The sequence below is a fragment of the Bosea sp. PAMC 26642 genome (assembly GCF_001562255.1).
GTDB lineage: Bacteria > Pseudomonadota > Alphaproteobacteria > Rhizobiales > Beijerinckiaceae > Allobosea.
Map to the genome: position 1 here is coordinate 106,369 of NZ_CP014301.1, position 23,631 is coordinate 129,999.

Annotated in this window: 24 protein-coding genes and 2 pseudogenes; 15 read left to right on the forward strand and 11 right to left on the reverse strand. The window is 66.3% G+C overall.

The window, feature by feature from the left end; all coding sequences use genetic code 11:
- Nucleotides 1–51 precede the first annotated feature (51 nt).
- Complete coding sequence (gene mutY, locus AXW83_RS00515; protein ID WP_066609711.1) at nucleotides 52–1,119, forward strand: A/G-specific adenine glycosylase; 1,068 nt, start codon at nucleotides 52–54, stop codon at nucleotides 1,117–1,119.
- Here the strand turns inward: mutY and AXW83_RS00520 are convergent.
- The 3 genes from AXW83_RS00520 to AXW83_RS00530 form a co-directional block, all read right to left on the reverse strand.
- The gene (locus AXW83_RS00520; protein WP_082766862.1) at nucleotides 1,094–2,302 is read right to left on the reverse strand and encodes a site-specific DNA-methyltransferase; all 1,209 of its coding nucleotides are present in this window, start codon (nucleotides 2,300–2,302) and stop codon (nucleotides 1,094–1,096) included. The two genes, mutY and AXW83_RS00520, sit on opposite strands and share 26 nt — an antisense overlap.
- 183 nt (nucleotides 2,303–2,485) lie before the next feature.
- Nucleotides 2,486–3,097: a ribonuclease HII gene (gene rnhB / locus AXW83_RS00525; RefSeq protein ID WP_066619563.1), complete on the reverse strand. Its 612-nt coding sequence runs from the start codon at nucleotides 3,095–3,097 to the stop codon at nucleotides 2,486–2,488.
- A gap of 132 nt (nucleotides 3,098–3,229) precedes the next feature.
- The gene (locus tag AXW83_RS00530) at nucleotides 3,230–4,432 is read right to left on the reverse strand and encodes a PA0069 family radical SAM protein (RefSeq protein ID WP_082766863.1); all 1,203 of its coding nucleotides are present in this window, start codon (nucleotides 4,430–4,432) and stop codon (nucleotides 3,230–3,232) included.
- A gap of 122 nt (nucleotides 4,433–4,554) precedes the next feature.
- Between AXW83_RS00530 and AXW83_RS00535 the strand changes: the two genes are divergently transcribed.
- On the forward strand, nucleotides 4,555–5,043 hold the full coding sequence (locus tag AXW83_RS00535; protein ID WP_066609714.1) for a glycosyltransferase family A protein: 489 nt from the start codon (nucleotides 4,555–4,557) through the stop codon (nucleotides 5,041–5,043).
- On the opposite strand, the gene ypfJ is transcribed toward AXW83_RS00535, so the two are convergent.
- Nucleotides 5,040–5,927, reverse strand: coding sequence for a KPN_02809 family neutral zinc metallopeptidase (gene ypfJ, locus AXW83_RS00540; protein ID WP_066609719.1), 888 nt, complete (start codon nucleotides 5,925–5,927; stop codon nucleotides 5,040–5,042). The two genes, AXW83_RS00535 and ypfJ, sit on opposite strands and share 4 nt — an antisense overlap.
- Nucleotides 5,928–6,121: 194 nt before the next feature.
- Between ypfJ and AXW83_RS00545 the strand changes: the two genes are divergently transcribed.
- Nucleotides 6,122–6,427 (forward strand): type II toxin-antitoxin system RelB/DinJ family antitoxin, encoded by a 306-nt coding sequence (locus AXW83_RS00545; RefSeq protein ID WP_066609721.1) that lies wholly within the window; start codon nucleotides 6,122–6,124, stop codon nucleotides 6,425–6,427.
- Entirely contained in the window at nucleotides 6,424–6,759 is a 336-nt protein-coding gene (locus AXW83_RS00550) for a type II toxin-antitoxin system RelE/ParE family toxin (protein ID WP_442855211.1), read from the forward strand. The genes AXW83_RS00545 and AXW83_RS00550 overlap by 4 nt, the downstream gene beginning before the upstream one ends.
- Here AXW83_RS00550 and cydB read toward each other — a convergent pair.
- From cydB to AXW83_RS00565, 3 genes are all read right to left on the reverse strand, one after another.
- Entirely contained in the window at nucleotides 6,753–7,757 is a 1,005-nt protein-coding gene (gene cydB, locus AXW83_RS00555; RefSeq protein WP_066609723.1) for a cytochrome d ubiquinol oxidase subunit II, read from the reverse strand. The two genes, AXW83_RS00550 and cydB, sit on opposite strands and share 7 nt — an antisense overlap.
- A gap of 12 nt (nucleotides 7,758–7,769) precedes the next feature.
- Entirely contained in the window at nucleotides 7,770–9,200 is a 1,431-nt protein-coding gene (locus tag AXW83_RS00560; protein WP_066609725.1) for a cytochrome ubiquinol oxidase subunit I, read from the reverse strand.
- 112 nt (nucleotides 9,201–9,312) lie between these two features.
- Complete coding sequence (locus AXW83_RS00565; protein WP_066609727.1) at nucleotides 9,313–10,131, reverse strand: uracil-DNA glycosylase; 819 nt, start codon at nucleotides 10,129–10,131, stop codon at nucleotides 9,313–9,315.
- 178 nt (nucleotides 10,132–10,309) lie between these two features.
- On the opposite strand from AXW83_RS00565, the gene AXW83_RS00570 reads away from it, so the two are divergent.
- Complete coding sequence (locus AXW83_RS00570) at nucleotides 10,310–11,989, forward strand: electron transfer flavoprotein-ubiquinone oxidoreductase (RefSeq protein WP_236841784.1); 1,680 nt, start codon at nucleotides 10,310–10,312, stop codon at nucleotides 11,987–11,989.
- Nucleotides 11,990–12,126: 137 nt separating this feature from the next.
- Here the strand turns inward: AXW83_RS00570 and AXW83_RS00575 are convergent, their stop codons facing one another.
- Nucleotides 12,127–12,462, reverse strand: coding sequence for a hypothetical protein (locus AXW83_RS00575; protein WP_066609728.1), 336 nt, complete (start codon nucleotides 12,460–12,462; stop codon nucleotides 12,127–12,129).
- A 47-nt stretch (nucleotides 12,463–12,509) separates the two neighbouring features.
- Between AXW83_RS00575 and AXW83_RS00580 the strand changes: the two genes are divergently transcribed.
- Nucleotides 12,510–14,285: a tetratricopeptide repeat protein gene (locus AXW83_RS00580; RefSeq protein WP_082766864.1), complete on the forward strand. Its 1,776-nt coding sequence runs from the start codon at nucleotides 12,510–12,512 to the stop codon at nucleotides 14,283–14,285.
- A gap of 33 nt (nucleotides 14,286–14,318) precedes the next feature.
- A complete protein-coding gene (locus AXW83_RS00585) occupies nucleotides 14,319–15,194 on the forward strand; it encodes a 4-(cytidine 5'-diphospho)-2-C-methyl-D-erythritol kinase (RefSeq protein WP_156639651.1) in 876 nt (291 codons plus the stop codon).
- A 36-nt stretch (nucleotides 15,195–15,230) separates the two neighbouring features.
- Here the strand turns inward: AXW83_RS00585 and AXW83_RS00590 are convergent, their stop codons facing one another.
- Together AXW83_RS00590 and AXW83_RS00595 are read right to left on the reverse strand one after the other, a co-directional pair.
- The gene (locus AXW83_RS00590) at nucleotides 15,231–15,434 is read right to left on the reverse strand and encodes a hypothetical protein (RefSeq protein WP_066609730.1); all 204 of its coding nucleotides are present in this window, start codon (nucleotides 15,432–15,434) and stop codon (nucleotides 15,231–15,233) included.
- A 57-nt stretch (nucleotides 15,435–15,491) separates the two neighbouring features.
- Nucleotides 15,492–16,508, reverse strand: coding sequence for a polyprenyl synthetase family protein (locus tag AXW83_RS00595; RefSeq protein ID WP_066609731.1), 1,017 nt, complete (start codon nucleotides 16,506–16,508; stop codon nucleotides 15,492–15,494).
- A gap of 62 nt (nucleotides 16,509–16,570) precedes the next feature.
- Between AXW83_RS00595 and AXW83_RS00600 the strand changes: the two genes are divergently transcribed.
- Entirely contained in the window at nucleotides 16,571–16,897 is a 327-nt protein-coding gene (locus tag AXW83_RS00600) for a putative signal transducing protein (protein ID WP_442855212.1), read from the forward strand.
- Nucleotides 16,890–17,693 carry a tRNA1(Val) (adenine(37)-N6)-methyltransferase gene (locus AXW83_RS00605; RefSeq protein ID WP_066609733.1) on the forward strand — a complete coding sequence of 268 codons (804 nt, stop codon included), beginning with the start codon at nucleotides 16,890–16,892 and terminating at the stop codon, nucleotides 17,691–17,693. Before AXW83_RS00600 ends, AXW83_RS00605 begins: the two co-directional genes overlap by 8 nt.
- Here the strand turns inward: AXW83_RS00605 and AXW83_RS26325 are convergent.
- On the reverse strand, nucleotides 17,687–17,986 hold the full coding sequence (locus tag AXW83_RS26325) for a hypothetical protein (RefSeq protein ID WP_082766865.1): 300 nt from the start codon (nucleotides 17,984–17,986) through the stop codon (nucleotides 17,687–17,689). The genes AXW83_RS00605 and AXW83_RS26325 overlap by 7 nt on opposite strands.
- Before the next feature lie 414 nt (nucleotides 17,987–18,400).
- Between AXW83_RS26325 and AXW83_RS00610 the strand changes: the two genes are divergently transcribed.
- The 6 genes and pseudogenes from AXW83_RS00610 to AXW83_RS00620 all read left to right on the forward strand — a co-directional run bounded on the left by AXW83_RS00610 (nucleotide 18,401) and on the right by AXW83_RS00620 (nucleotide 23,627).
- Nucleotides 18,401–19,318, forward strand: coding sequence for a glycine--tRNA ligase subunit alpha (locus AXW83_RS00610; protein WP_066609735.1), 918 nt, complete (start codon nucleotides 18,401–18,403; stop codon nucleotides 19,316–19,318).
- Nucleotides 19,318–20,193, forward strand: a pseudogene (locus tag AXW83_RS28165) (glycine--tRNA ligase subunit beta); the annotation flags it as partial. The gene AXW83_RS00610 and the pseudogene AXW83_RS28165, both read left to right, overlap by 1 nt.
- A 165-nt stretch (nucleotides 20,194–20,358) precedes the next feature.
- Nucleotides 20,359–21,334: pseudogene (locus AXW83_RS28170) on the forward strand (glycine--tRNA ligase subunit beta); the annotation flags it as partial.
- A gap of 257 nt (nucleotides 21,335–21,591) precedes the next feature.
- Nucleotides 21,592–21,924, forward strand: coding sequence for a DALR anticodon-binding domain-containing protein (locus tag AXW83_RS28175; protein WP_442855237.1), 333 nt, complete (start codon nucleotides 21,592–21,594; stop codon nucleotides 21,922–21,924).
- 149 nt (nucleotides 21,925–22,073) lie between these two features.
- The gene (locus tag AXW83_RS27455; RefSeq protein WP_168166037.1) at nucleotides 22,074–22,235 is read left to right on the forward strand and encodes a Thivi_2564 family membrane protein; all 162 of its coding nucleotides are present in this window, start codon (nucleotides 22,074–22,076) and stop codon (nucleotides 22,233–22,235) included.
- Between the two features lie 129 nt (nucleotides 22,236–22,364).
- Complete coding sequence (locus tag AXW83_RS00620; RefSeq protein WP_066609739.1) at nucleotides 22,365–23,627, forward strand: GTP cyclohydrolase II; 1,263 nt, start codon at nucleotides 22,365–22,367, stop codon at nucleotides 23,625–23,627.
- Nucleotides 23,628–23,631 lie beyond the last annotated feature (4 nt).

The following is a 23,631-nucleotide window of genomic DNA, read 5'->3' on the forward strand; positions in this document are numbered from 1 at the left end:
CGTAGGCATGACCGGCTTGCCGGGCCCGGCGGACGGCTTATAGACCGGTCGATGACGCCCCAAGCCTCCGACCTCCTCGCCTGGTATGACCGGCATCGCCGTGCGCTGCCATGGCGTGCCCTGCCGGGCGAGCATGCGGATCCCTATCGCGTCTGGGCCTCCGAGATCATGCTGCAGCAGACCACGATTGCAGCGGTTAAACCCTATTTCGAGCGCTTCATGGCGCGGTTTCCGACCGTCGCGGCTTTGGCGGCGGCTCCCTCCGAAGATGTCATGCAGGCCTGGGCCGGGCTCGGCTATTACTCCCGCGCCCGCAATCTCCACGCCTGCGCGAGAGCGGTCGTCGAACTCCATGCTGGGCGCTTTCCGGACACAGAGGACGGTCTGCGCAGTCTGCCCGGCATCGGCGCCTATACCGCAGGCGCGGTCGCCGCGATCGCCTTCGATCGGCCGGCCGCCGCCGTCGACGGCAATGTCGAGCGCGTCGTGACGCGTCTTTTCGCCATGGAAGATCTGCTCCCGGGCGCAAAGCCGCTGATCCGCGAGCATGTTCTCGCCCTCCTGCCGAAGGCGCGGCCCGGTGATTTCGCCCAGGCCCTGATGGATCTCGGAGCGACGATCTGCACGCCGCGTTCGCCGGCCTGCGCGCTCTGTCCCTGGCGCGAGCCCTGCCGCGCGCGAAGTCAGGGCACGCAGGAGACCTTTCCGCGCAAGGCGGCGAAGAAGACCGGCGCGACCCGCCACGGCGCAGCCTTCGTCCTGCAGCGCGAGGATGGCGCAGTTCTGGTCCGGACCCGGCCGCCGAAAGGCCTGCTCGGCGGCATGGCCGAAGTGCCGACCAGCGAATGGCGCAGCGACTACGAGATCGAAGGCGCGGCGCAGGATGCGCCAGTGCCGATGCGCTGGCGCAAGCTGCCGATACCCGTGCGCCACGTCTTCACGCATTTCCCGCTGGAGCTCGCGGTCTTCGTCGGCAGCGCTGCCGCAACGACGCGGGCCCCGGAAGGTATGCGTTTTACCCCGCTGGCAAAGCTGCGGGACGAACCGTTCTCGAGCCTGATGCTGAAGGTGCTGGAGATGGGGCTGGAAGCCCTCAAGCCGCGGCCATCTGCGTCCTGATCTCGCTGCGCAGCACGTCGAGCAGCATCAGCCCGCCCGGCCGTTCGACATGCCAGAACGTCCAGCCATTGCAGGCAGGCAGGCCCTGCGCCAGCGCGCCGACCTTGTGGATCGAGCCCACGGCCGGTCCCAGCGCCAGCGTGCCGTCGGCCCGGATGGTCGCCTTGTGGCGCCGCTTCTCGTCAAGGACGCTTTCGCCCGGCTTCACCAGACCGGCCTCGACCAGGCTGAGGAACGGCACGCGCGGCTCGCTGCGCTTCGACGGCGCAGTCGAGAACGCTTCGGGCGGCAACGGTTCGATCGCCGCAATGCGCTTGCGGGCGGCTTCGGCGTAGACAGACTCCCGCTCGACGCCGATGAAATGCCGCCCGAGCGCCTTGGCGACAGCGCCGGTCGTGCCCGTGCCGAAAAACGGATCGAGGATCACGTCGCCGGGATTGCTGGCAGACAGCATGACGCGGGCGAGCAGCGCCTCGGGCTTCTGCGTCGGATGGACCTTGACGCCCGCGCCATCCTTAAGCCGTTCCTCGCCTGTGCACAGCGGCAGATACCAGTCCGAACGCATCTGCAGATCGTCGTTGCCGCCCTTCAGCGCCTCGTAATGGAAGGTGTATTTCGAGCGCTCGCTGCGCGCCGCCCAGATCAGCGTCTCATGGGCATTGGTGAAGCGCCGGCCGCGGAAATTCGGCATCGGGTTGGCCTTGCGCCAGACGATGTCGTTCAGCATCCAGAAGCCGAGATCCTGCAGGATCGAGCCGACGCGGAAGATGTTGTGATAGGAGCCGATCACCCAGAGCGCGCCGTCGGGCTTCAGCACGCGCCGGCAGGCGGTCAGCCAGGCGCGGGTGAAGCTGTCGTAATCGGCGAAGGAGGAAAACTTGTCCCAGTCGTCGTCGACCGCATCGACGAGGCTGTCGTCGGGACGGCGCAGGTCGCCGCCGAGCTGGAGGTTGTAGGGCGGGTCGGCGAAGACGAGATCGACGCTCGCCGCCGGCAGGCGGTCGATCGCGGCGACGCAGTCTCCGACGAGAACCTGATCGAGCGGGAGTTCGAGGGGCAGGCCGGCAATCCGCGCAGCCTTGATCGATGCAGTCTTTATCGGTGACTGCAGCGCGGGCCGTCCGGTACGCGAAACCTGAATCCGGACGGCGGCGCTGGTGGTCCCGGTACGCAAAATACCCATGACGCCCCAAGACCGTTACGCAACTTCAACAGTCGCGATATTGCCGGGTCAGGGTAAAAGCCGGGTTTCCAAGATGAAAAAAAAGCGTCCCGTTTTGGGGCTGCAGCTTTTGCCTAGCCCCTTGGCAGACAAGGCGAATCCGTTAAGGCGTGGTTAACGCGACGGCCGCCCTTGCCGGCCCTGTCAGCGCTGCCAGACGCCCTTGACGGGGGCGAAGGAGTAGCGGTGCTCGGGGCAGGGGCCGTGCCTGGCGATGGCCTCGCGATGCTGCGCCGTGGCGTAGCCGACATGGGCCGAGAAGCCATAGGCCGGAAAGCGTCGGCACAGCCGTGCCATCATCGCGTCCCGCGTCACCTTGGCGACGATCGAGGCCGCGGCGATCGAGGCGACCTGACCGTCGCCCTGCACGATCGCCTCGCAGACGCAGGCCAGCGCCGGCGGGTCGTTGCCATCGACCAAGACGCAGAGCGGCGTCACCGCAAGCGCCGCGACCCCGCGCCGCATCGCCAGCAGGGTCGCCTGCCGGATGTTGATCGCATCGATCTCGGCGGCCGTGGCGCTGGCGATGCCGACCGCAAGCGCCGTCTCGGCGATCTCCTTGAACAGCGCCTCGCGCCGCGCCGCGCTCAGCCTCTTCGAATCGTCCAGCCCGGCGGGAACCGCGCGCGGATCGAGGATCACGGCCGCCGCCACGACAGGCCCTGCCAGCGGCCCGCGCCCGACCTCGTCGACCCCGGCAAGCGGCCACAGGCCCCTGGCGATGGCATGATGTTCCCGGCTGAAATCGGCGCTCATGAGCGGCTTATGCCGAAGCCTGTCCGTCCAGACCAGCCCGATCGGCCCGCCATCCCCGTCATTGCGAGCGCAGCGAAGCAATAGAGCGAGACGCTGGATTGCTTCGCTGCGCTCGCAATGACGGAAAGCGCTTCAAAACAAGCTCAACTGCGCCTTCTCCTTCTCCGGCTTCAAAAACAGGTCGCTGCGCAGTCTTGTCCGCGTGCCGTTGAAGCCCAGCCGCTCGGCCGCCATCTCGAAGCGCCGGCCGATCATCCAGGCATAGGGCCCCGAGCCGACCTGGCGCTGGCCCCAGGCAGCGTCGTAGTCTTTGCCGCCGCGCGTCGAGCGGATCAGCGAGACGACATGGCGCAGCTTGTCGGGATGGTGCGTCAGCAACCAGTCCTGCACGAGGTCTTTCACCTCCAGCGGCAGGCGCAGCAGCACATAGCCGGCCTCGCGCGCTCCAGCCGCCTTCGCCGCGTCGAGAATGCGCTCGATCTCGTGCTCGTTGATCGCCGGAATGATCGGCGCGACCAGCACCGTTACCGGAATGCCAGCCTCAGAAAGAGCTTTTATCGTCTCCAGCCGTTTGGCCGGCGAGGCGGCGCGCGGCTCCATCGTCCGGGCGATCTTCGGGTCGAGCGTCGTCAGCGAGATCGCGACCTTGGCCAGCCCCTTGGCCGCCATCGGCGCCAAGATGTCGATGTCGCGCTGGACCAGCGCCGATTTCGTCACGATGCCGACCGGGTGGTTGAACTTCGCCAGAACCTCCAGGATCGAGCGCATGATGCGCAGCTTCTTCTCGATCGGCTGGTAGGCGTCGGTGTTGGTGCCGATCGCGATGGTCCGCGGCTGGTAGGACGCCGCCGACAGCTCCTTCTCCAGCAGGATCGCGGCATCGGGCTTGGCCGTCAGCTTGCTCTCGAAGTCGAGCCCCGGCGAGAGGCCGAGATAGGCATGGCTCGGCCGTGCGAAGCAGTAGACGCAGCCATGCTCGCAGCCACGATAAGGATTGATCGAGCGGTCGAAGGAAATGTCCGGCGAGTCGTTCTTCGTGATGATGGTGCGCGGCTTCTCGATCGAGACCTCGGTCCTGAAGGCCGGCAATTCGCCGAGCGTCCCCCAGCCATCATCCTCGCTGATGCGCTGCTCGGCCTCGAAGCGGCCGCCCGGATTGATCGTTGCGCCGCGTCCGCGCCGACGTTCGGGGTCGATTCGGTGGCCGGCATAGGCCAGCGGATCGAGCGGTGCCACGCGCGCCGAAACGGACGCCGGTTCGCTGTCGTGGCGCCGCAATGCTTGCGTCGAAATCGGCCGCGAAGACAGCCTGACAGCGGGGTTGGCCTGGGCCATGGCACTGAACCATCCTGAAAACCGCCGGGAATCGGCAAATTCCTATGGCGCCATGTGAACATAACAGGAACGAATTGCAAGGGGCGATTGCGGCCTGCCGCGCTGGGGCATAAGGACTTGCCATGCTCACTGCTGTGATCCGGGCCGATGGCTCGGCCAACGCGCTTGCCGCGACATTCTCCGTGCTCATTCCCGCGGTCGCGGATGGCTTCCTCGGCCACGCCGTCGTCGTCGATGCCGGCAGCGACGACGATGTCGAGCGCCTGGCCGATGCGACAGGCGCGAGCTATCTGCGCGTCGGCGGCGCAGAGGGCTGGCACCTCGGGGCGGCCGAAGCGCGCGGCGACTGGCTCATTCTGCTCGATGCCGGCGACGTGCCGCAGCCGCACTGGTCGCAGGCCGTGGAACGCCATCTCATGCTGGCGCCGGAAACCGCGGGGCTGATCCCGCTGCGCGGCGTCGCCGGCTCGCTGCGCGAGCGCGCCGCGATTTCCTTCGGCGCCCGCCGTTTGCGGGCCGGGCTGATCCTGCCCAAGAGCGCGGTGCTGGCCGGCCGTCTCAGCAGCGTGCCGCGGCGCCTGTCGGTCAGGCGTGAGCGGGCGGCGACCTAAAGCTGGTTCGTCCGGAACGTATCGCAGCTCTGCATCGAGCCGCTTTTCAACCCGGTGTTGAACCAGCGCGTGCGCTGGGCCGACGAGCCGTGGGTGAAGGAATCGGGCACGACCTGGCCCCGCGAAGCCTTTTGCAGCCGGTCGTCGCCGATGGCCGAGGCAGTCTTGAGAGCTTCGTCGATGTCGCTGGCATCGATGCGGCCCATCGCTTGGACGTTGTTGGCCCAGACCCCAGCGAAGCAGTCGGCCTGCAATTCGATTCGCACCGAGATGGCGTTGGCCTCGCGCTCGGAGGAGCGCTCGCGCAACTGGTTGGCCTTGGGCAGAATGCCGATCAGGTTTTGGATGTGGTGGCCGATCTCGTGGCCGATGACATAGGCGTAGGCGAAATCGCCGCCGCCGCCGAGCTTGCGCTGCATCTCCTGGAAGAACGACAGGTCGAGATAGACCCGCTTGTCCTCCGGGCAATAGAACGGGCCCATCGCCGCCTGTGCCGTGCCGCAGCCGGAGCGGTCGACATTGCTGAACAGGACGAGGCGCGGCGCCTGATAGCGGGTATTCGCCTGCTGCGGCAGCACCTTGGTCCAGACGTCCTCGTTCTGCGCCAGCACGGCCGAGACGAAGCGGCCCATCTCGTCGGAGGGTGGGCCCGACGACTTGCGCGTCTCCTGCGTCGGCGCCTGCCGCCCACCGATGCCGCCGATCATTTCCGCCCCGCCGATCAGAATGCGCGGATCGATGCCGAGAGCCCAGCCGAGCAGGCCGAGCACGACCATGGTGCCGATGCCCATGCCGCCACGACCGCCCGGCAGCCCGGCGAAGGTGCCGCCTCCGCCGCGCCGGTCCTCGAGATTGTCGGATTGGCGGTAATCTTCCCACTGCATGGCGCGGCCTCTGATCCAGTTGCGAGCAATCTCTGCGAGAGGGCGCTGGAACTCAAGAAGAGATCGGTCAACCCGGACGGCTTAAACATGTTCCTGAGTGGGTTTGGCCAAGCGAGGGGGGCGGCAGCCAATTGCGCCGAGGTCGGCATTGTCAGTCAATCGTATTACATCGTCGATACTCACTGGAGAACCACATGGCTGCGACCGCCCTTGTCCAGACCCGAATCGATCCGATCCTGAAAGAACGCGCGACTGCGGTGCTGGAAGGCGTCGGCCTCACGGTTTCGGACGCGGTCCGCATCCTGTTGACGCGGACAGCCAATGAAGGTGCGCTGCCTTTCGAGCTTGTCGATCCCGCAGAGCGCGACGCCTGGTTTCGCGCGAAAGTGCTGGAGGCCATCGCCGACCCTCGCCCGGGGATACCGCATGACGAGGTCAAGGCGCATTTCGCCAAACGCCGCGCGGCGGCGCTGAAGGTACAATCCGAGCCCGAGGCGTGAAACTCGAATGGTCGGCCTATGCGTTAGCGGACCGCGAGGCGATCTTCGACTACGTTGCGGCCGATAGTGCGCGCGCGGCGGTCATGCTGGATGAGCGGATCGAAAGCCGTGTCGAAACTCTGGCCGATTTTCCGGAAAGCGGGCGCCCCGGTCGGATCGACGGCACCCGCGAACTGGTGATTGCAGGCACATCCTACATCGCCGCCTATCGGGCAGATACCGGCACGTTCGAATCCTGCGTGTCCTGCATATGTCGCAGTTATGGCCGGAGGATCTGCCGTAGGTCCGGCAAGGCCGTGCGTTGCCGACACCGACCGTCCGAACCTCAATGATATCCGCTATCGGCCTTCACCTTGCCGCGGAAGGTCCAGTAGACGAAGGCGGTGTAGAACAGGATCATCGGCAGCAGGAAGCTCACCCCGATCAGCACGAAGATATGCGAGGCCGGGGTTGCGGCGACGTCCCAGATCGTCAGGCTCGGCGGTACGAGATAGGGGTAGTTCGAGATCGCGAGCCCCAGGAAGCACAGCACGAAGATCGCGATCGTGAAGGCGAACGGCGTGAACTCGTGCTTGCCGTGCAGCCGCTTCCACGCCATCCAACCGCAGAACGCCGTCAGCAACGGGAACGGCCAGAGCCAGACCAGGTTGGAGAGCGAGAACCAGCGCTCGGCGATGCGCGGATGGGCATAGGGCGTCCATAGCGAGACGAGGACGGCGAAGGCGAGCAGGCCGATCAGCAGCGCCTTGGCCTGGCCGCGCGCCCGCTCCGCGACCGGCCCTTCCGTCTTGTAGATCAGCCAGGTCGCGCCCAGCAGCGCATAGCCGACGACGACGCCCGCCCCGCACATCAGCGTGAACGGCGTGAACCAGTCGAACGGCCCGCCGGCGAACTGCCGGTCGACGACGGTGATGCCCTGGATCATCCCGCCCAGGATCAGCCCCTGCGAGAACGCGGCGAGCGTCGAGCCGAGCCAGAAGGCGAGGTCCCAGATCTGATGCTTCGGTTTGGCGACCCAGCGGAATTCGAAGGCAACCCCGCGGAAGATCAGGGCCAGCAACATCAGGGTGACCGGCAGGTAGAAAGCCGGCATGATGATGGCGTAGGCGGTCGGGAACGCGACCCACAGCCCGCCGCCGCCGAGCACCAGCCAGGTCTCGTTGCCGTCCCAGAACGGCGCGACCGAATTCATCATCTGGTCGCGCTCGCCCTCGTCCTTCGTCGTCGGGAAGAGGATCGCGATGCCGAGGTCGAAACCGTCGAGCACGACATAGAGCATCACGGCGGTGCCGATCAGCACGGCCCAGATCACGGGGAGATACCATTCCATCGCGGCTTCTCCTCAGGTCTGGGGCTGGATGCGGTCGTCGCCGGGGCGGCCGTCGCCGAACAGGTCGGACGCCGGCGCCTGCGCCGCCTTGAGCGGCCGGCTCGACGGCTGCTCGGGCGGGTCCTCGCTGGTGATCTCGTCGGGCCCCTTGTCGATCAGGCGGTTGATCAGCACCACCCCGGCGGAGAACACCACGCAATAGACGCAGACGAAGAGTGCGAGCGAGATCGCGACCTGCGCGGTGGTTACCGGCGAAACCGCGTCGACCGAACGGATCACGCCCGTCGCGAGCCAGGGCTGCCGACCGACCTCGGTGACGAACCAGCCGGAGAGAATGGCGACGAAGCCGGCCGGCCAGGTCCATTGTGCGACCCAGAGCCAGCGCCGCTCCTCGAAGACCTTGCCCCGCCACCATAGAAAGGCGCCGAGCCAGCCGAAGCCGATCATCAAGACGCCAATCCCGACCATGATCCGGAAGGCGAAGAACGGGATCTTGACCGGCGGCCGGTCCTGTATGGCGAAATCGTTCAGGCTCGGAAACAGCGCGTCCATGCTGCCATGGGTCAGGAGGCTGGCCAATCCGGGTATCGAGATCTCGAAACGGTTGACGCCGGCGACTTCGTCGGGCCAGGCGAAGAGCACGAGCGGCGCGGGCTTTGAGGAGTCCCAATGCGCCTCGATCGCCGCGAGCTTCGCCGGCTGGTACTTGGCCGTATCCTTGCCATGGAAGTCGCCGATCAGCGCCTGCGCCGGCGCGGTGATCGCGATCATCAGGATCGCCATGCGCACCATGGTCTTGGCCGATTCGGTCCGGTGCCCGGCCATCAGATGGCGCGCGCCCGTCGCCAGCACGACGAAGGCGGTCGTGAGATAGGCCGCCGTCATCATGTGCATGAAGCGCAGCGGGAAGGTCGGATTAAAGATGATCTTCATCCAGTCGACGGGGTAGGCGATGCCGTCGCGCATCTCGTGGCCGGTCGGATACTGCATCCAGCTATTGGCCGAGAGGATCCAGAAGCCCGACAGCGCCGTGCCGCCGGCGACGATGCAGGCCGACATGAAATGCAGCCAGGGCGGCACGCGCTTCCACCCGAACAGCATCACGCCGAGGAAGGAGGCCTCCAGGAAGAAAGCGGTGAGAACCTCGTAGCCGATCAGCGGACCGATGACGTTGCCGACCGTGCTCGAGAAGCGGCTCCAGTTGGTGCCGAACTGGTAGGACAGCACGATGCCCGAGACCACGCCCATGGCGAAGGAAACCGCGAAGATCTTGGTCCAGAACCGCGCCAGCACCCGGTATTTCAGATCGTCGGTCTTGAGCCACATGCCCAGCAGCGTCGCGATATAGGCCGAAAGCCCGATCGTGAAGGCCGGGAAGACGATGTGGAACGAGATCGTGAAAGCAAACTGGATCCGCGACAACAGAAAGGCGTCGATGGTCATCGTCTGGCTCCCGCGGCGTTCGCGCCACCGTTATTGGTCGAGACCCTTGCACGGCAGCTACGGTTTGTCCTTCGACGTAGGCCAGAAGGCGATGACGCAGTGTCGCAGGCGGTTACGCAGCCTGTTCGAGCGCAGCCTTCAGCGCGCGCATGTCGCGCCAGGCCAGGCGCTTCTGCAAGGGCTGCCGCAGCAGATAGGCCGGATGCAGCGTCGCCATCGCGCGGATGCGCCTCAGGCCGGTGTCGTATTCCATCCATTTGCCGCGTGAGGCCAGAATACCCGACAAGCCGAGCAGCCCTTGCGTCGAGGGCGCCCCGACGCAGATCAGGATATCGGGATCGGCAAGCTGGATCTGGCGCTGGATGAAGGGCAGGCAGATCGCCACCTCCTGCGGCGTCGGCGTGCGGTTGCCCGGCGGCCGCCAGGGCAGGAGATTGGCGATATAGACATGCTCTTTGCGGTTCAGGCCGATCGCAGCGAGCATCCGGTCGAGCAACTGTCCCGAGCGCCCGACGAAGGGCAGCCCGAACCGGTCCTCGTCGGCGCCCGGCGCCTCGCCGACCAGCATCACGCGGCCTTCGGGATTGCCGTCGGAGAAGACGAGGTTCTTGGCCGTCGCCTTGAGCGCACAGCCGTCGAAGCGGCCGAGCGCCGCCTTCAGCTCGTCAAGCGTGTTCGCCCCCTGCGCCAGCGCCCGGGCGCTGATCGCCGCATCGTCGGGCGCGGTCGCCGCCGCCGGCATCGCGCGCGGCGCTGGTGCCAGAGCCCGTTCCAGTAAAGCGGGCCGCTGAAGTGCGGGCTGCCTCGCGGCGGGTGCAGGCGGGGCCTCGGCGAAATGATTGCGCGGCGTCTCGTCGAGCGCCTCGGTCACGCCCATCTCGGCATACCAGGCGACAAGCTCGGCGGGATCTGGCGCGGTGCTCGGGATCATGAGGGTCAGGCTACACCTCCGCGGAGGTTTTCGCGAGCCGCGCGCAGTTGCAAAATGGAACGTGCCCTTGGATAGAGGGTTTCCAGACTGGGCAAAGCCTGCGGTTGAACTCGGCTCTACGGTAGTTCATATATAAACTAATTGATGTCGGGCCCGCAGCGGGCCGGCGGAGGGCGGAATGGATCTCGAGGAAGCGCAGCGCGAACCCCGCGAGAGCATGGACTACGATGTCGTCATCGTCGGCGCCGGCCCTGCCGGACTGGCGGCGGCGATCCGCCTGAAACAACTCGACGAAAACATCACGGTGGTCGTGGTCGAGAAGGGCGCCGAAGTCGGAGCGCATATCCTCTCGGGCGCGGTCATCGATCCGATCGGCCTCGACAAGCTCCTGCCGGATTGGCGCGACGACCCAGACCGTCCGCTGACCACGGAAGTCAGCGAGGACATCTTCTATTTCCTGACCGAGCCCAACGGCCTTCGCCTGCCCAATTTCGGTATGCCGAAGCTGATGAACAACCACGGCAATTTCGTCGGCTCGCTCGGTCTCGTGGCACGATTTCTTGCCGCTCGCGCCGAGGCGCTGGGCGTCGAGATCTATCCGGGCTTCGCCGCGGCCGAACTGCTCTTCGACGAAAATGGCGCGGTGCTCGGCATCGCCACTGGCGATATGGGCATCGCCAAGAACGGCGAGGTCTCCGAGCGCTACACGCGCGGCATGGAATTGCGCGGCCGCTATACGTTGCTGAGCGAGGGCGTGCGCGGCTCGCTCTCGAAGATCGCCATCCGCAAATTCGGTCTCGACAAGGACCGCGAGCCGCAGAAATACGGCATCGGCCTGAAGGAGATCTGGCAGGTCAAGCCGGAGAAGTTCCACAAGGGCCGCGTCCAGCATTCCTTCGGATGGCCGCTCGACGGCACCACCGGCGGTGGCTCCTTCCTCTATCATTTCGACGACAATCTGGTCTCTGTCGGCTTCGTCGTGCACCTGAATTACACGAACCCGACGCTCTCGCCCTTCGACGAGTTCCAGCGCTTCAAGACCCATCCGCTGATCCGCGACGTGTTCGAAGGCGGCAAGCGCCTGTCCTATGGCTCGCGCGCCATCACCGAGGGCGGCTGGCAGTCGGTGCCGAAGCTGACCTTCCCGGGCGGCGCGCTGATCGGCTGCTCGGCCGGCTTCGTCAACGTGCCGCGCATCAAGGGCAGCCACAACGCCATCCTGTCGGGCATGCTGGCGGCGGAAGGGCTGGTGCCCGCGCTGCAGGCCGGCCGCTCGCATGACGAAGTCGTCGAGATCGAGAACAGCTGGCGCGACTCCGAGATCGGCCGCGACCTGAAGCCGGTCCGCAACGTCAAGCCGCTCTGGTCGAAATACGGCACGCTCGCGGGCATCGCGCTCGGCGGCATCGACATGTGGCTGAACCAGCTCTTCGGCTGGTCGCCCTTCGGCACGCTCAAGCATGGCAAGCCCGACTACGCGACATTGAAGCCGATCAGCGAGGTCAAGCCGATCGTCTATCCGCGGCCCGACGGCAAGCTATCCTTCGACAAGCTCTCATCGGTCTTCCTGTCCTCGACCAATCACGAGGAAGACCAGCCGGCCCATCTGAAGCTGACCGACCCGTCGATCCCGGTCGAAAAGAACCTGCCTGTTTATGGCGAGCCGGCGCGGCTCTATTGCCCGGCGGGTGTCTACGAGGTCGTCTACAAGGACGCCGAGGCCAAGACCGAGCCGCGCTTCGTGATCAACGCGCAGAACTGCGTCCACTGCAAGACCTGCGACATCAAGGATCCGGCGCAGAACATCACCTGGACCGTGCCCGAGGGTGGCGGCGGACCGGGCTACGCGAACATGTGATCGCGCAGAAGCCGATTCGGCGTTCCCATGGCTATCGCGCCGTCGGAATTCTGTGTTGCGGGCTGCGCAATGCCTGAAAACAGAAAAGGGCGCGCCGATCGCTCGGCGCACCCTTTGTCGTCGATTGCCGGTGAAGTTCAGCCCTTGCGGACCACCGGGGCAGGCGTCGGCTTCTCTGTCTTGGCGCAGCCGGCAGCAAAGCCGGCGAGCAGGACGACGGTGGCAACGCTGAGAACGATCTTTTTCACTGGAATGATCCTGAACGAATCGTCGCGAAAGCTGCGAACCTCGGGGGTATAGCTCGAAAAGCTTGAGTTTCCGTTGCGGTCGAGAGATTTTGTTGCGCGGGCCTTCATGCCGAGCGCGACTGTTGCGTCAGGGCAAGCATCGCCGACGGCGCTTGACGGGTGCTTGCCGGCCCGCCTGGAAAGGGCCATCTTGACCGCATATGCGAAATGGTCACGGTCGCGCATGAAGGACCACGCGCCACGCGGCGAGCGAGGCGGCGGACCGAAGGAGAATGGCAGTCGTGAGGTTTGGAATCAGAAGCCGTGGGTCGCGCACGGCCGTCGCCTTGACGTTGCTGCTTGCCCTGCAGGTCGGCGCAGCCGCGCAAGGCGAAACTGCGACGCGCACCACGGAGCAGATCGAGCCTGCCGACAGCCTCGAAGGCAATTATCTGGCTGCGATCGTGGCGGGGGCCGGCCGCGATCTCGGGGCGGCGTCCGTCTATCTGCGCGAAGCGATCAAGGGCGATCCGCAGAACAACGATTTGCTGGAGCGCGGCTTCGTTGCCTTCCTCGCCGACGGCGCGATGAACGATGCCTTCCGTGCCGCCGAAAAGCTGATCCAGCGCGACCCCAGCAACGGGCTGGCCCAGCTGGCGATCGGCATCCGTTCGATCAAGCTGAAATCCTACCAGACCGCACGCAACCACCTTCAGCGCGGCGGGCGCGGCCGGGCTGCCGATATCACCGCGACGCTGCTCTCGGCCTGGGCTTATGCCGGCGCCGGCCAGACCAAGAGTGCCATCGAGACACTGGAGCGGCTGAAGGGCGAGGCGTCCTACAATCTCTTCCGCGATTACCATGCCGGCCTGATACTTGATGCCGCCGGCCGCAAGGCCGATGCCGAGAAGCGGCTCAAGAGTGCCTACGACGCCGAGAAGACGACGCTGCGCCTGGTCGATCTCTGGGCCCGCTTCCAGGCACGCAACGGCGATTTCGAGGCCGCCGCCGCGACCTATAGCGAATTCGACCGGCTGCTGCCCAACCACCCCATCGTCCGCGACGGGCTCGCTCGCCTCGCCACGAAGGAAGCGCTGCCGCGCCAGGTCGGCACGGCGCAGCAGGGCGCGGCCGAGGTGCTCTATGGCCTCGCCAGCGCCGGAAACCGCCAGGGGGACGAGGCTGCGGCCCTGCTTTATCTGCGGCTCGCGATCTATCTCGACCCCGCCCATGACCTCGCCATCCTGACGCTCGGCGATATCCTCGAACGCGCTCGCCAGTTCGAGGATGCGGTCGCCGTTTACGAGAAGATGCCGGAAGGCTCCCCGCTGCTGCCCAATGCCGAGATCCAGTCCGGGCTCGCGCTGGAGACGCTGGGCAAATCCAACGAGGCCGTGAAGCATCTCGAAAAGCTGATCGCGCTCCGCCCCGACGACATCGACGCCCTCTCGGCGCTGGGCAACATCTACCGTTCGCGCAAGCGTTTCGAGGAGGCCGGCGAGACCTACGACAAGGCGATCTCCAAGCTCGCCTCGCCGGGGCGTTCGAACTGGGATCTGTTCTACTTCCGCGGCATCGCGCGCGAACGCACCAAGCGCTGGCCGGAAGGCGAGGCCGACCTGCGCAAGGCGCTTGAACTGATGCCCGAGCCGCTCGGCCGCGAGCGGGCGCTGGTGCTGAACTATCTCGGCTATTCGCTGGTCGATCAGCATCTCAAGCTCGACGAGGCGCTGTCCATGCTGCGTCGTGCCGTCGAACTGCGGCCGCGCGACGGCTACATCACCGATTCGCTAGGCTGGGCCTATTACCGGCTCGGCCGCTACGAGGAGGCCGCGCGCGAACTTGAACGCGCCATGGAGCTGCGCCCCTCCGACCCGGTGATCAACGACCATCTCGGCGATGTCTACTGGCGCGTCGGCCGCCGGCTGGAGGCGACCTTCCAGTGGAACGCCGCCCGCGACCTCAATCCCGAGCCGGAGGACCTCGCCAGGATCCTGCGCAAGATCGAGCGCGGGCTGGACGAGCCCCCGTCAGCCAACGCGGCGGAGCCGAAGAAGGATGGCGGCTGACACGCTGTCGCTGCTGAATGTTCGGGACTTCGCGTGACCGCTTCGCTGACCACCCGCGCCCGCGCCAAGGTCAATTTGACCCTGGCGGTGCGCGGCCGTCGCGCCGACGGCTACCATGATCTCGAAAGCCTCGTCGTCTTCGCCGGAACCGGCGACACGCTGACGCTCGAACCCGGCCCGGAGCTTGGCCTGACAATCGGCGGCCCGAAAGGGCAGGGGCTTGAAAGCGACGAGGGCAATCTCGTCCTGCGCGCCGCCCGCGCGCTCGCCGACGAGTTAGGCCCGCTCCAGTGGGGCCGTTTCCATCTCGTCAAGCGCCTGCCGGTGGCCTCCGGAATCGGCGGCGGCTCTGCCGATGCGGCCGGCGCATTGCGGCTGCTGGCGCGGCTGAACGGGTTGTCCCTGGCCGATTCCGTCTTGCAGCGCGTTGCGCTGAAGGTCGGCGCCGACGTGCCGGTCTGCCTCGAATCGCGGGCACGAATCATGTCCGGCATCGGAGAGCAGCTGGGGCCGCCCTTGCGCCTGCCGCCGCTCTTTGCCGTGCTGGTCAATCCCGGCGTCCCGGTCGCGACGATGGCCGTCTTTCGCGAATTGGCCCTCCCGCTCGGGAGTGCGCGCGATCACGCGCCGACGGACTGGGCCGCCCATGTCATGGATCGGGACGGTCTGATTGCGGCGCTCCGCTCCTGCACCAACGACCTCCAAGCGCCGGCCACGCGTGTCGCGCCGGTTCTCGAACCGCTTCTGCATCGGCTCGCGGAACTCCCGGGCTGCCGGCTCGCCCGCATGTCGGGCTCGGGTGCGACCTGTCTGGCGCTGTTCGACGATTGCCGGACGAGTGCAGCGGCGGCGAAGACGCTGGCGCGGGACGAGCCCGGCTGGTGGGTGAAGGCGACGGTGCTGCGGTGATTGAGGGCTGGCTGCACATGCCAGCCTCGTTGGCCTTTACCTTTCGAGATGCTTGCCGACCTGGCTATTGGTCAGTCTGGCGGGATTGCGAGCCGCTTGATCGATCTTTGTCTTGATCCTCGCGAAGGCATCTTCCGCCCGCACCGGCTCGCCGCTGGCGATGCCTTCATCCCATAGTCTCTGCAATTCCGTTGGTGCTTGCGAGCAGACGGAAGCGCTGAATTTCTCGCTGTCGGCCATCGAAGCTCTTCTCCGTGTAGAAGGCAGTAAGCATGGCTGCCGTCGATATTGGCCGACTCAATGCGCCCTTGCCACGCAGAAATCGACCGCCTCGTTCAGCGCCTGCTTCATCGGCGAGGTGGGGAACAGGCCGAGCGCGTCCTTGGCCATCTTGGCGTAATGCTCGGCCCGCTCGATCGTGTCGTCGAGCGCGCGATGGCGGCGCATGATGCTCTGCGCCTCCTCCAGATCGCCGTCCCCGATCGTGCCGTCCTGCAAGGTGCGCTGCCAGAAGGCGCGCTCGGATTCGGAGCCGCGCCGGAACGAAAGCACGACCGGCAGCGTGATCTTGCCCTCGCGAAAATCGTCGCCGGTGTTCTTGCCGAGCCTGGCCGCGACGCCGCCATAGTCCAGCGCGTCGTCGATCAGCTGGAAGGCGATGCCGAGATTGAGGCCGTAGCTGCGGCAGGCGGCGGCCGCAGCCTTCGGCGCCTCGGCGATCACCGGGCCGACCTCGCAGGCCGCCGCGAACAGCTCCGCCGTCTTGCCGCGAATCACCGCGAGATATTCGTCCTCGGTCGTCTCGGTGTTCTTGGCGACTGCGAGCTGCATCACTTCGCCCTCGGCGATCACGGCCGCAGCCGTAGAGAGGATGTCGAGGGCCCTGAGCGAGCCGACTTCGACCATCATCTTGAAGGCCTGGCCAAGGAGGAAATCGCCGACCAGCACGCTCGCCTCGTTGCCCCAGAGCATCCGGGCGGCGAGCTTGCCGCGGCGCATGTCGCTCTGGTCGACGACATCGTCATGCAGCAGCGTCGCGGTGTGCATGAACTCGACCGAGGCCGCGAGCTTGACGTGCCCCGCGCCGCCATAGCCCGACAGCGCCGCCGTCGCCAGCGTCAGCATCGGCCGCAGCCGCTTGCCGCCTGACGAGATCAGATGGTTGGCGACCTCCGGGATCATGGTCACGTCGGAGCCGGTGCGCGACAGGATCATCGCATTGACGCGCTCCATGTCGCCGCGCGTCAGGGCGACGAGATTGTCGATGGTCGCTTGACCCGGGTCCTTGTCTTCAAAGGGTACGACGACGCCCACGCTCTAAGCTCCGGCCGGTTTTGCGCCTCGCCGGCGCGGGATTGCCTTGCCACAACCGTCGCATGGGTGACCAGCCCCTGCAAACGACGCCTGACGCCGCACCCCGCGCGCCCAGGCTGCTTTCGGGCTTGCGCCACGGCCCGGCCTGCGTCTCCATGACGCTCATGCACGAACTCGTCCGCACCAACGACATCGTCCTGCTCGGCGCCATCGAGGCGCTTCTGGCCTCGGCCAATCTGGACTGCCTGATCGCCGACCAGCACATCAGCGCGCTGGAAGGTATGATCGGTGCCTTTCCCCGCCGGCTGCTGGTGCGCGAGGCCGACCGGATGCGGGCGCGCGCCCTGCTGGTGGAGGCCGGCTTCGGCCCCGAACTGCGCGATGGTTGAGGCGACAGCCGAATCGGCGCTCGGCGAGATCGTCGAGGACAGGCTCCTCGACGGACGCCTGCTGCTGCGCCAGCCTAGGAAGGGTCACCGCGCCGGAAGCGACGCGATCCTGCTCGCTGCTGCGATCCCCGCGCTGGGCGAGGGGCCGTTGCTTGATATGGGCGCCGGTGTCGGAACCGTTGGACTCGCTGTGGCGCTGGCGCAGCCTGCCCTTAGGGTCGTCCTGGTCGAGCGCGATCCCGATCTGGTCGCGCTGGCGCAGGCGAACATTGCCGCCAACGGGTGCACGGAACGCGTCGCAGTCTTCGGCGCCGATATCGAGGGTTCGAGCGCCGCGTTGACCACGGCCGGCCTTTGCACGGGACAGTTCGCCTGCATCGCGATGAACCCGCCCTTCTTCGCAGCCCGGACGACGCGGCCGTCTCCCGTGCCCAACCGCCGCGCGGCCCACGTCGCCGACGGCACTCTGGAAGGCTGGCTGAAGGCGGCGCGCCGCCTGCTGAAGCCTGACGGCCGCATCTGCATCATCCATCGGGCAGAGGCGCTGGCAGAAATCCTGGCCGGACTCGCCAAGGGATTTGGTGCGGTCGAAATCCGGCCGATCCAACCGACCGCCGACCGTCCGGCGATCCGTGTCCTGGTCGCGGCGTCACGCGGCAGCAAAAAGCCGGCAGTCTTGCTGCCGGCTTTCGTTCTTCATCACCAGGATGGCCGCTTCACCCCGGAGAGCGAGGCCATCCATCGCGGTCAGGCGACATTCGCCGATCTCGGCGACTTGCCGCCCCGATCTCAGTAGAAATAGCGCGGACCGTAGACCGGCGGTCCGTAAAAGCGCGGCGGCCCATAATAGCGCCGGGGGCCGTAATAGGGTCGCGGACCATAAAAGCGCGGCGGCCCGTAATAGCGTCTCGGACCGTAGTAGCGCCTTGGGCCGTAATAATACTGCGCCTGCTGCAGTAGGTCACCGGATGCGGCAGTCTCTTGCATCTTGCCCGCTCCAACAGGGGCGGCAGTGGCGGGGGCGGCAAGAAGCGATGCGCCTGCTAGAGTGGCGGCGGTGGCGAAACCAAGAACCAGTTTGCGGAACATGAACCCGATCCTTCCTGAGTGTGACATCGGCGGCGTGTGCCACAGGCCCGATCGCCGAAGACTGTCTGAAACCTAGCGACCCGAACCTGAACCGATCGAGACCGTGCCGTTCAGGTGGCCTTCATGACGCGGCCACATCAGGGCCGCATTCGGGCATCTCGGCGGCATACCCCACAATGCGCACCGGCTGCGTTCGTGACGAGAAACGTGGTGGCATGGCTTCCCCTCGACCGACAAATCGCCAGATCAACAAGAATCGATCGTCCAGGTTCCCTTTGCGACGGAGCGCTCAGCGCGCGATGCTTGACCTCGGCGCGTGGCAGCCCATAAGCACGCCGTCATCCGAGACAGTCTGGAAGGCCCGTTCCCTTGGCCGCTATCGCAACGCAAATCGCCGCCGCGCCATCACCCTCGATGGACCCGACCCGCTCCTTCCAGGCCCTGCTGCTGACCCTGCAGCGCTTCTGGGCCGAGCGCGGCTGTGTCGTGCTGCAGCCTTACGACATGGAGGTCGGCGCCGGCACCTTCCATCCGGCGACCACCCTGCGCGCGCTTGGGCCGAAGCCCTGGAAGGCGGCCTATGTCCAGCCTTCGCGCCGACCCAAGGACGGTCGCTATGGCGAGAACCCCAACCGGCTGCAGCATTACTACCAGTTCCAGGTCATCCTGAAGCCCTCGCCGCCGGACCTGCAGCAACTCTATCTCGACTCTCTCCAGGCGATCGGCGTCGATCTCGCTTTGCACGATGTCCGCTTCGTCGAGGACGATTGGGAGAGCCCGACGCTGGGAGCCTGGGGTCTCGGCTGGGAATGCTGGTGCGACGGCATGGAGGTCAGCCAGTTCACCTATTTCCAGCAGGTCGCCGGTGTCGAATGCGCGCCGGTCGCGGGCGAATTGACCTACGGCCTCGAGCGACTGGCGATGTATGTGCAGGGCGTCGAGAACGTCTACGACCTCAACTTCAACGGTCTCGATGGCGAAGACCGCATCGCCTATGGCGACGTCTTCCTGCAGGCTGAGCAAGAATTCTCGCGGCATAACTTCGAATACGCCAATACCGAGATGCTGTTCCGTCACTTCGCCGACGCCGAGGGCGAGTGCAAGGCGCTGCTCGCGGCGGGCGAAGCGGGCGAGGGCGCCAACGATCCCAGACACAAGCTCGCGCTGCCGGCCTACGACCAGTGCATCAAGGCGAGCCACATGTTCAACCTGCTCGACGCCCGCGGCGTGATCTCGGTCACCGAACGCCAGAGCTACATCCTGCGCGTGCGCGAACTGGCGAAGGCGTGCGGGGCCGCCTGGCTGAAGACGGCGGGCGGGGGAGCGAACTGATGCCTGATCTCCTTCTCGAACTCTTCTCCGAAGAGATCCCCGCCCGCATGCAGCGTAAGGCGGCCGACGATCTGAAGAAGCTCGTCACCGATGCGCTGGTCGAGCGTGGCCTCGTCTACGAGGGCGCAAAAGCCTTCGCCACACCGCGCCGGCTGGCGCTCCATGTCGCCGGGCTGCCGGTGCGGGGGCGCGATGTCCGCGAGGAGCGCAAGGGCCCGCGCGTCGGCGCGCCCGATGCGGCCGTGCAGGGTTTCCTGAAGGCGGCGGGCCTGGCCTCGCTCGATAAGGCGACGATCGTCAGCGATCCGAAGAAGGGCGACAGCTACATCGCCGTCATCGAGAAGCCGGGGCAGGAAACGGTCGCGGCCATCGCCGAGATCGTACCCGCGATCATCCGCGCCTTCCCCTGGCCGAAATCGATGCGCTGGGGCAAGGCATCGGCCGCCGGCGCCAGCCTGCGCTGGGTGCGGCCGCTGCATTCGATTCTCTGCACCTTCGGCGCCGAGACCGAGGAGCCCGAAATCGTATCTTTCGAGGTCGACGGAATCGTCTCGGGCAACGTTACCTATGGCCACCGCTTCCACGCGCCCCAGGCGATCACGGTCAGGCGCTTCGACGACTATGTGGCGTCGCTGGAGAAGGCCAGGGTCGTGCTCGATGCCGACCGCCGCAAGGAGATCATCCTCGCGGACGCGAAGACACTCGCCTTCGCGCAGGGGCTCGAACTGGTCGAGGACGAGGGTCTTCTGGAGGAGGTCGCGGGGCTGGTCGAATGGCCGGTCGTTCTGATGGGCTCCTTCGAGGAGCGCTTCCTCGACATCCCCGGCGAGGCGATCCGGGCGACGATCCGGGCGAACCAGAAATGCTTCGTGCTGAGCGACCCTTTCCCTTCCCCCCTTGCGGGGGAAGGTGGCGCGGCGCGCAGCGCCGTGACGGATGAGGGGTCGCACCTACTCTCCGGAAACGGCAGCGCGACCCCTCATCCGTCTGCTGCGCAGACACCTTCTCCCGCAAGGGGAGAAGGGCAGGGCGGCGCTTCTCTCGCCAATAGGTTCCTGCTGACCTCCAACCTCCTCGCCAGCGATGGCGGCGGCGCCATCACCGCCGGCAATGAGCGCGTCGTGCGCGCCCGGCTCTCCGACGCGGCCTATTTCTTCGCGACCGACAAGGCCTCGCTGCCCGATCTGGATACGCTGAAGGCGAGCGCCGAGAAGCTCGGGCTCGATCTGGCAAAGCCGCTCGACCAGCGCATGGCAAAGCTCGACAAGCTCGGCGTCGTCTTCCACGCCAAGCTCGGCACGCAAGGCGAGCGCGTTCAGCGCATCGCGGCGCTGGCGCGTGAGCTTGCCCCCATTGTCGGGGCCGATCCAGACCTCGCCGAGCGCGCGGCAAAACTCGCCAAGGCCGATCTGCCGACCGAGATGGTCGGCGAATTCCCCGAGTTGCAAGGCCTGATGGGCCGCAAATACGCGGAACTTCAGGGCGAGCACCCGTCGGTCTGCGCCGCGATCGAGGAACACTACAAGCCGCTCGGCCCCTCCGACCGCGTGCCGACCGACCCGGTTTCCGTGGCGGTCGCGCTCGCCGACAAGCTCGACACGCTGGTCGGCTTCTGGGCCATCGACGAGAAGCCGACCGGGAGCAAGGATCCCTATGCGCTACGGCGGGCGGCGCTGGGGGTTATTCGGCTGGTGGTTGAGAATGGGGTGCGGTTAGCTCTTTCGGGTGTATTTCTTGACCACCTCCGTGCCGTCGTAACGTGGAATGTGACACGTTCCCAGCGCGAGCAGGTGAGTAGCGTCCTAGATTTGAAGGACGCCGGGATGTCAGTTCGCAATGCAATCGCTTTGGCTTTCGATGCGATGGAAAGAATGCCCTCCGCTGATTGGGCGTTCGACCAAGTAGCTGGACTCGCTCCTCGCACTACTGCTGACCTCCTCTCCTTCTTCCACGACCGCCTGAAAGTCCTCCTCCGTGACTCGGGCGCGCGGCATGATCTCGTCGATGCCGTCCTAGCGGGCGCAAGCGCGGGCTCCCCTTCTCCCCTTGCGGGAGAAGGTGCCCGAAGGGCGGATGAGGGGTCGCACCACATCTCCGGAGAGGGCACGACCACCCCTCATCCGTCTGCTGCGCAGCCACCTTCTCCCGCAAGGGGAGAAGGGGAGGCCGCCGACGACCTCCTCCTGATCACCCGCCGCGTCGCGGCGCTCGGGCGCTTCCTCGAAACGGAGGATGGCAAGAGCCTGCTCGCCGGCTACAAGCGCGCCGCCAACATCCTCAAGGCCGAGGAGAAGAAGGACGGCGAGGGCGCCTTTGCCGGCGCCGTCGACTATCCGTTGATCGAGCAGGCCGGGCTGATTGAGGAAAAGGCGCTCGCCGTCGGCCTGCACAAGGTCGCGCCCGTGGCCGCAGCCGCCGTCGCGGCAGAAGACTATGAGGGCGCGATGGCGGCACTGGCCGAGCTTCGCCCGGCGGTCGATGCCTTCTTCGACAAGGTCACGGTCAATGATGCCGACGCAGCCCTGCGCGCCAACCGGCTGAAACTCCTGAACCAGTTGCGCGAGGCGACCCGCGCCGTCGCCGATTTCGGCCGCATCGCCGGCTGAACCTGTCTCGTGATTCCGTCTCGCTTTTCGCCGAGCCGGAACCTATCCTGCCCCTGCGACGTTCTGTCAGCGGTGCCGACATGCTGCGAGCGGTTCGCTGTGTGGATGCGCCGGGGGGCCGGCTTCCGGCCGAGACAAAGGAATCCATTATGTCATTGCTGATTTCGCTTCTTATTACCGTCCTGGTGATCGGTCTGATCCTCTATCTGGTGCGGATGCTGCCGCTCGACAGCCAGATCAAGAACGTCGTCCAGATCATCGTCATCGTGATCGGCATCATCTCGCTGCTGCGCTACCTCGCCGTTTTCTGAGGACCGCAAAGCCTTCGGCGCGCGCGAGATTGACGCAAGCCGCTGATTGAGCCACATTTTCGCAGGTCCAGAGGCCCCCGGACGATTTCCGTCCCGGGGGCCTTTCCTGTTGGCAGAGCGAAACCCGCGATGAATTCGCAAAACCGCACCACGCATATCCGCCTGACCTCGCATCCCGAGCCCGGCAATGCCGCGATGCGCTTCCCGATCCGCTGGGGCGCAGGCAGCGCGGCGGAGCGCGGTCCGGTCATCGCCTCGACCACCAGCCCCGGCGACCGCAACGTCATCGGCGCCCATGGCGGCTCCTATTCGATCTATCGCGCGCTCGCGATCTCGGCCCGCGCGATGAACCCCTCGCAGCGCCCCGATCTGCACAACACCCACCCGACGGCCGAGATCGCGCCGCAGTCGCAATGGTTCGCTCCCGGGCGCATCGTCTCGATGGACCCGTTCGGCCATCGCGTGGCGCAGGATTTCGGGCAGCTGATCGGCGAGGGCATCGATATCCGCCCGACCATCGCGGTCACCAAGGCAAGGCTCAACCTGCCCGAGATCCTCGCCGCCATGGCGGCCCACAGGCTGGCGCCCGACGACCACATCCTGCACAAATCCGGCGATGTCAGTGTCACCAAGGTCGCGATCGACCCGGTCTGGCATCTGCCGGGCATCGCCGAGCGCTTCGGCACGAGCGAGCAGGAACTGCGCCGCACGCTCTTCGAGCAGACCGGCGGCATGTATCCTGAACTGGTGACGCGGCCTGACCTGCGCGTCTTCCTGCCGCCGATCGGCTCGATCACGGCCTATGTCATCGGCGAGGTTTTGGCGCTGTCGGATGGCAAAAGCCGCGTCGCCTGCCGCGTTCATGACGAATGCAACGGCTCCGACGTGTTCGGCTCCGACATCTGCACTTGCCGGCCCTACCTCGTGCACGGCATCGAGGAGGCGGTGAAGGAGGCGCAGGGCGGCGGCGTCGGCCTGATCGTCTACAACCGCAAGGAGGGCCGGGCGCTTGGCGAGGTGACGAAGTTCCTCGTTTACAACGCCCGCAAGCGCCAGGAGGGCGGCGATTCGGCCGCGACCTATTTCGAGCGCACCGAATGCGTCGCGGGCGTCCAGGACGCCCGCTTCCAGCAATTGATGCCCGACGTGCTGCACTGGCTCGGTATCACCAGGATCGACAGGCTGATGTCGATGTCGAACATGAAATACGACGCCATGGTCGAAAGCGGCATCGAGATCGGCGAACGCGTCGCGATTCCGCCCGAGTTGATCCCGCCCGATGCCTCCGTCGAGATGGAAGCCAAGAAGGCGGCGGGTTACTATGCGCCCGACGGCGTGCCCGGCGACAACGCATTGAAGGCGACGGTGGGTCGCGACCTCGACAAGTTTTGAAGCT

Bases quoted from the DNA above. Each gene is read 5' to 3' on its own strand.
- AXW83_RS00600 (WP_442855212.1), top strand. From the start codon at position 16,571: ATGGGTGACCAGCCCCTGCAAACGACGCCTGACGCCGCACCCCGCGCG.
- AXW83_RS00565 (WP_066609727.1), bottom strand. From the start codon at position 10,131: ATGATCCCGAGCACCGCGCCAGATCCCGCCGAGCTTGTCGCCTGGTAT.
- AXW83_RS00570 (WP_236841784.1), top strand. From the start codon at position 10,310: ATGGATCTCGAGGAAGCGCAGCGCGAACCCCGCGAGAGCATGGACTAC.
- AXW83_RS00620 (WP_066609739.1), top strand. From the start codon at position 22,365: ATGAATTCGCAAAACCGCACCACGCATATCCGCCTGACCTCGCATCCC.
- ypfJ (WP_066609719.1), bottom strand. From the start codon at position 5,927: ATGCAGTGGGAAGATTACCGCCAATCCGACAATCTCGAGGACCGGCGC.
- cydB (WP_066609723.1), bottom strand. From the start codon at position 7,757: ATGGAATGGTATCTCCCCGTGATCTGGGCCGTGCTGATCGGCACCGCC.
- AXW83_RS00535 (WP_066609714.1), top strand. From the start codon at position 4,555: ATGCTCACTGCTGTGATCCGGGCCGATGGCTCGGCCAACGCGCTTGCC.
- mutY (WP_066609711.1), top strand. From the start codon at position 52: ATGACGCCCCAAGCCTCCGACCTCCTCGCCTGGTATGACCGGCATCGC.
- AXW83_RS00545 (WP_066609721.1), top strand. From the start codon at position 6,122: ATGGCTGCGACCGCCCTTGTCCAGACCCGAATCGATCCGATCCTGAAA.
- AXW83_RS00560 (WP_066609725.1), bottom strand. From the start codon at position 9,200: ATGACCATCGACGCCTTTCTGTTGTCGCGGATCCAGTTTGCTTTCACG.
- AXW83_RS00520 (WP_082766862.1), bottom strand. From the start codon at position 2,302: ATGGGTATTTTGCGTACCGGGACCACCAGCGCCGCCGTCCGGATTCAG.
- AXW83_RS00590 (WP_066609730.1), bottom strand. From the start codon at position 15,434: ATGGCCGACAGCGAGAAATTCAGCGCTTCCGTCTGCTCGCAAGCACCA.
- AXW83_RS00610 (WP_066609735.1), top strand. From the start codon at position 18,401: ATGGACCCGACCCGCTCCTTCCAGGCCCTGCTGCTGACCCTGCAGCGC.
- AXW83_RS00530 (WP_082766863.1), bottom strand. From the start codon at position 4,432: ATGGCCCAGGCCAACCCCGCTGTCAGGCTGTCTTCGCGGCCGATTTCG.
- AXW83_RS00580 (WP_082766864.1), top strand. From the start codon at position 12,510: ATGGCAGTCGTGAGGTTTGGAATCAGAAGCCGTGGGTCGCGCACGGCC.
- AXW83_RS00575 (WP_066609728.1), bottom strand. From the start codon at position 12,462: ATGCGCGACCGTGACCATTTCGCATATGCGGTCAAGATGGCCCTTTCC.
- rnhB (WP_066619563.1), bottom strand. From the start codon at position 3,097: ATGAGCGCCGATTTCAGCCGGGAACATCATGCCATCGCCAGGGGCCTG.
- AXW83_RS27455 (WP_168166037.1), top strand. From the start codon at position 22,074: ATGTCATTGCTGATTTCGCTTCTTATTACCGTCCTGGTGATCGGTCTG.
- AXW83_RS00605 (WP_066609733.1), top strand. From the start codon at position 16,890: ATGGTTGAGGCGACAGCCGAATCGGCGCTCGGCGAGATCGTCGAGGAC.
- AXW83_RS26325 (WP_082766865.1), bottom strand. From the start codon at position 17,986: ATGTTCCGCAAACTGGTTCTTGGTTTCGCCACCGCCGCCACTCTAGCA.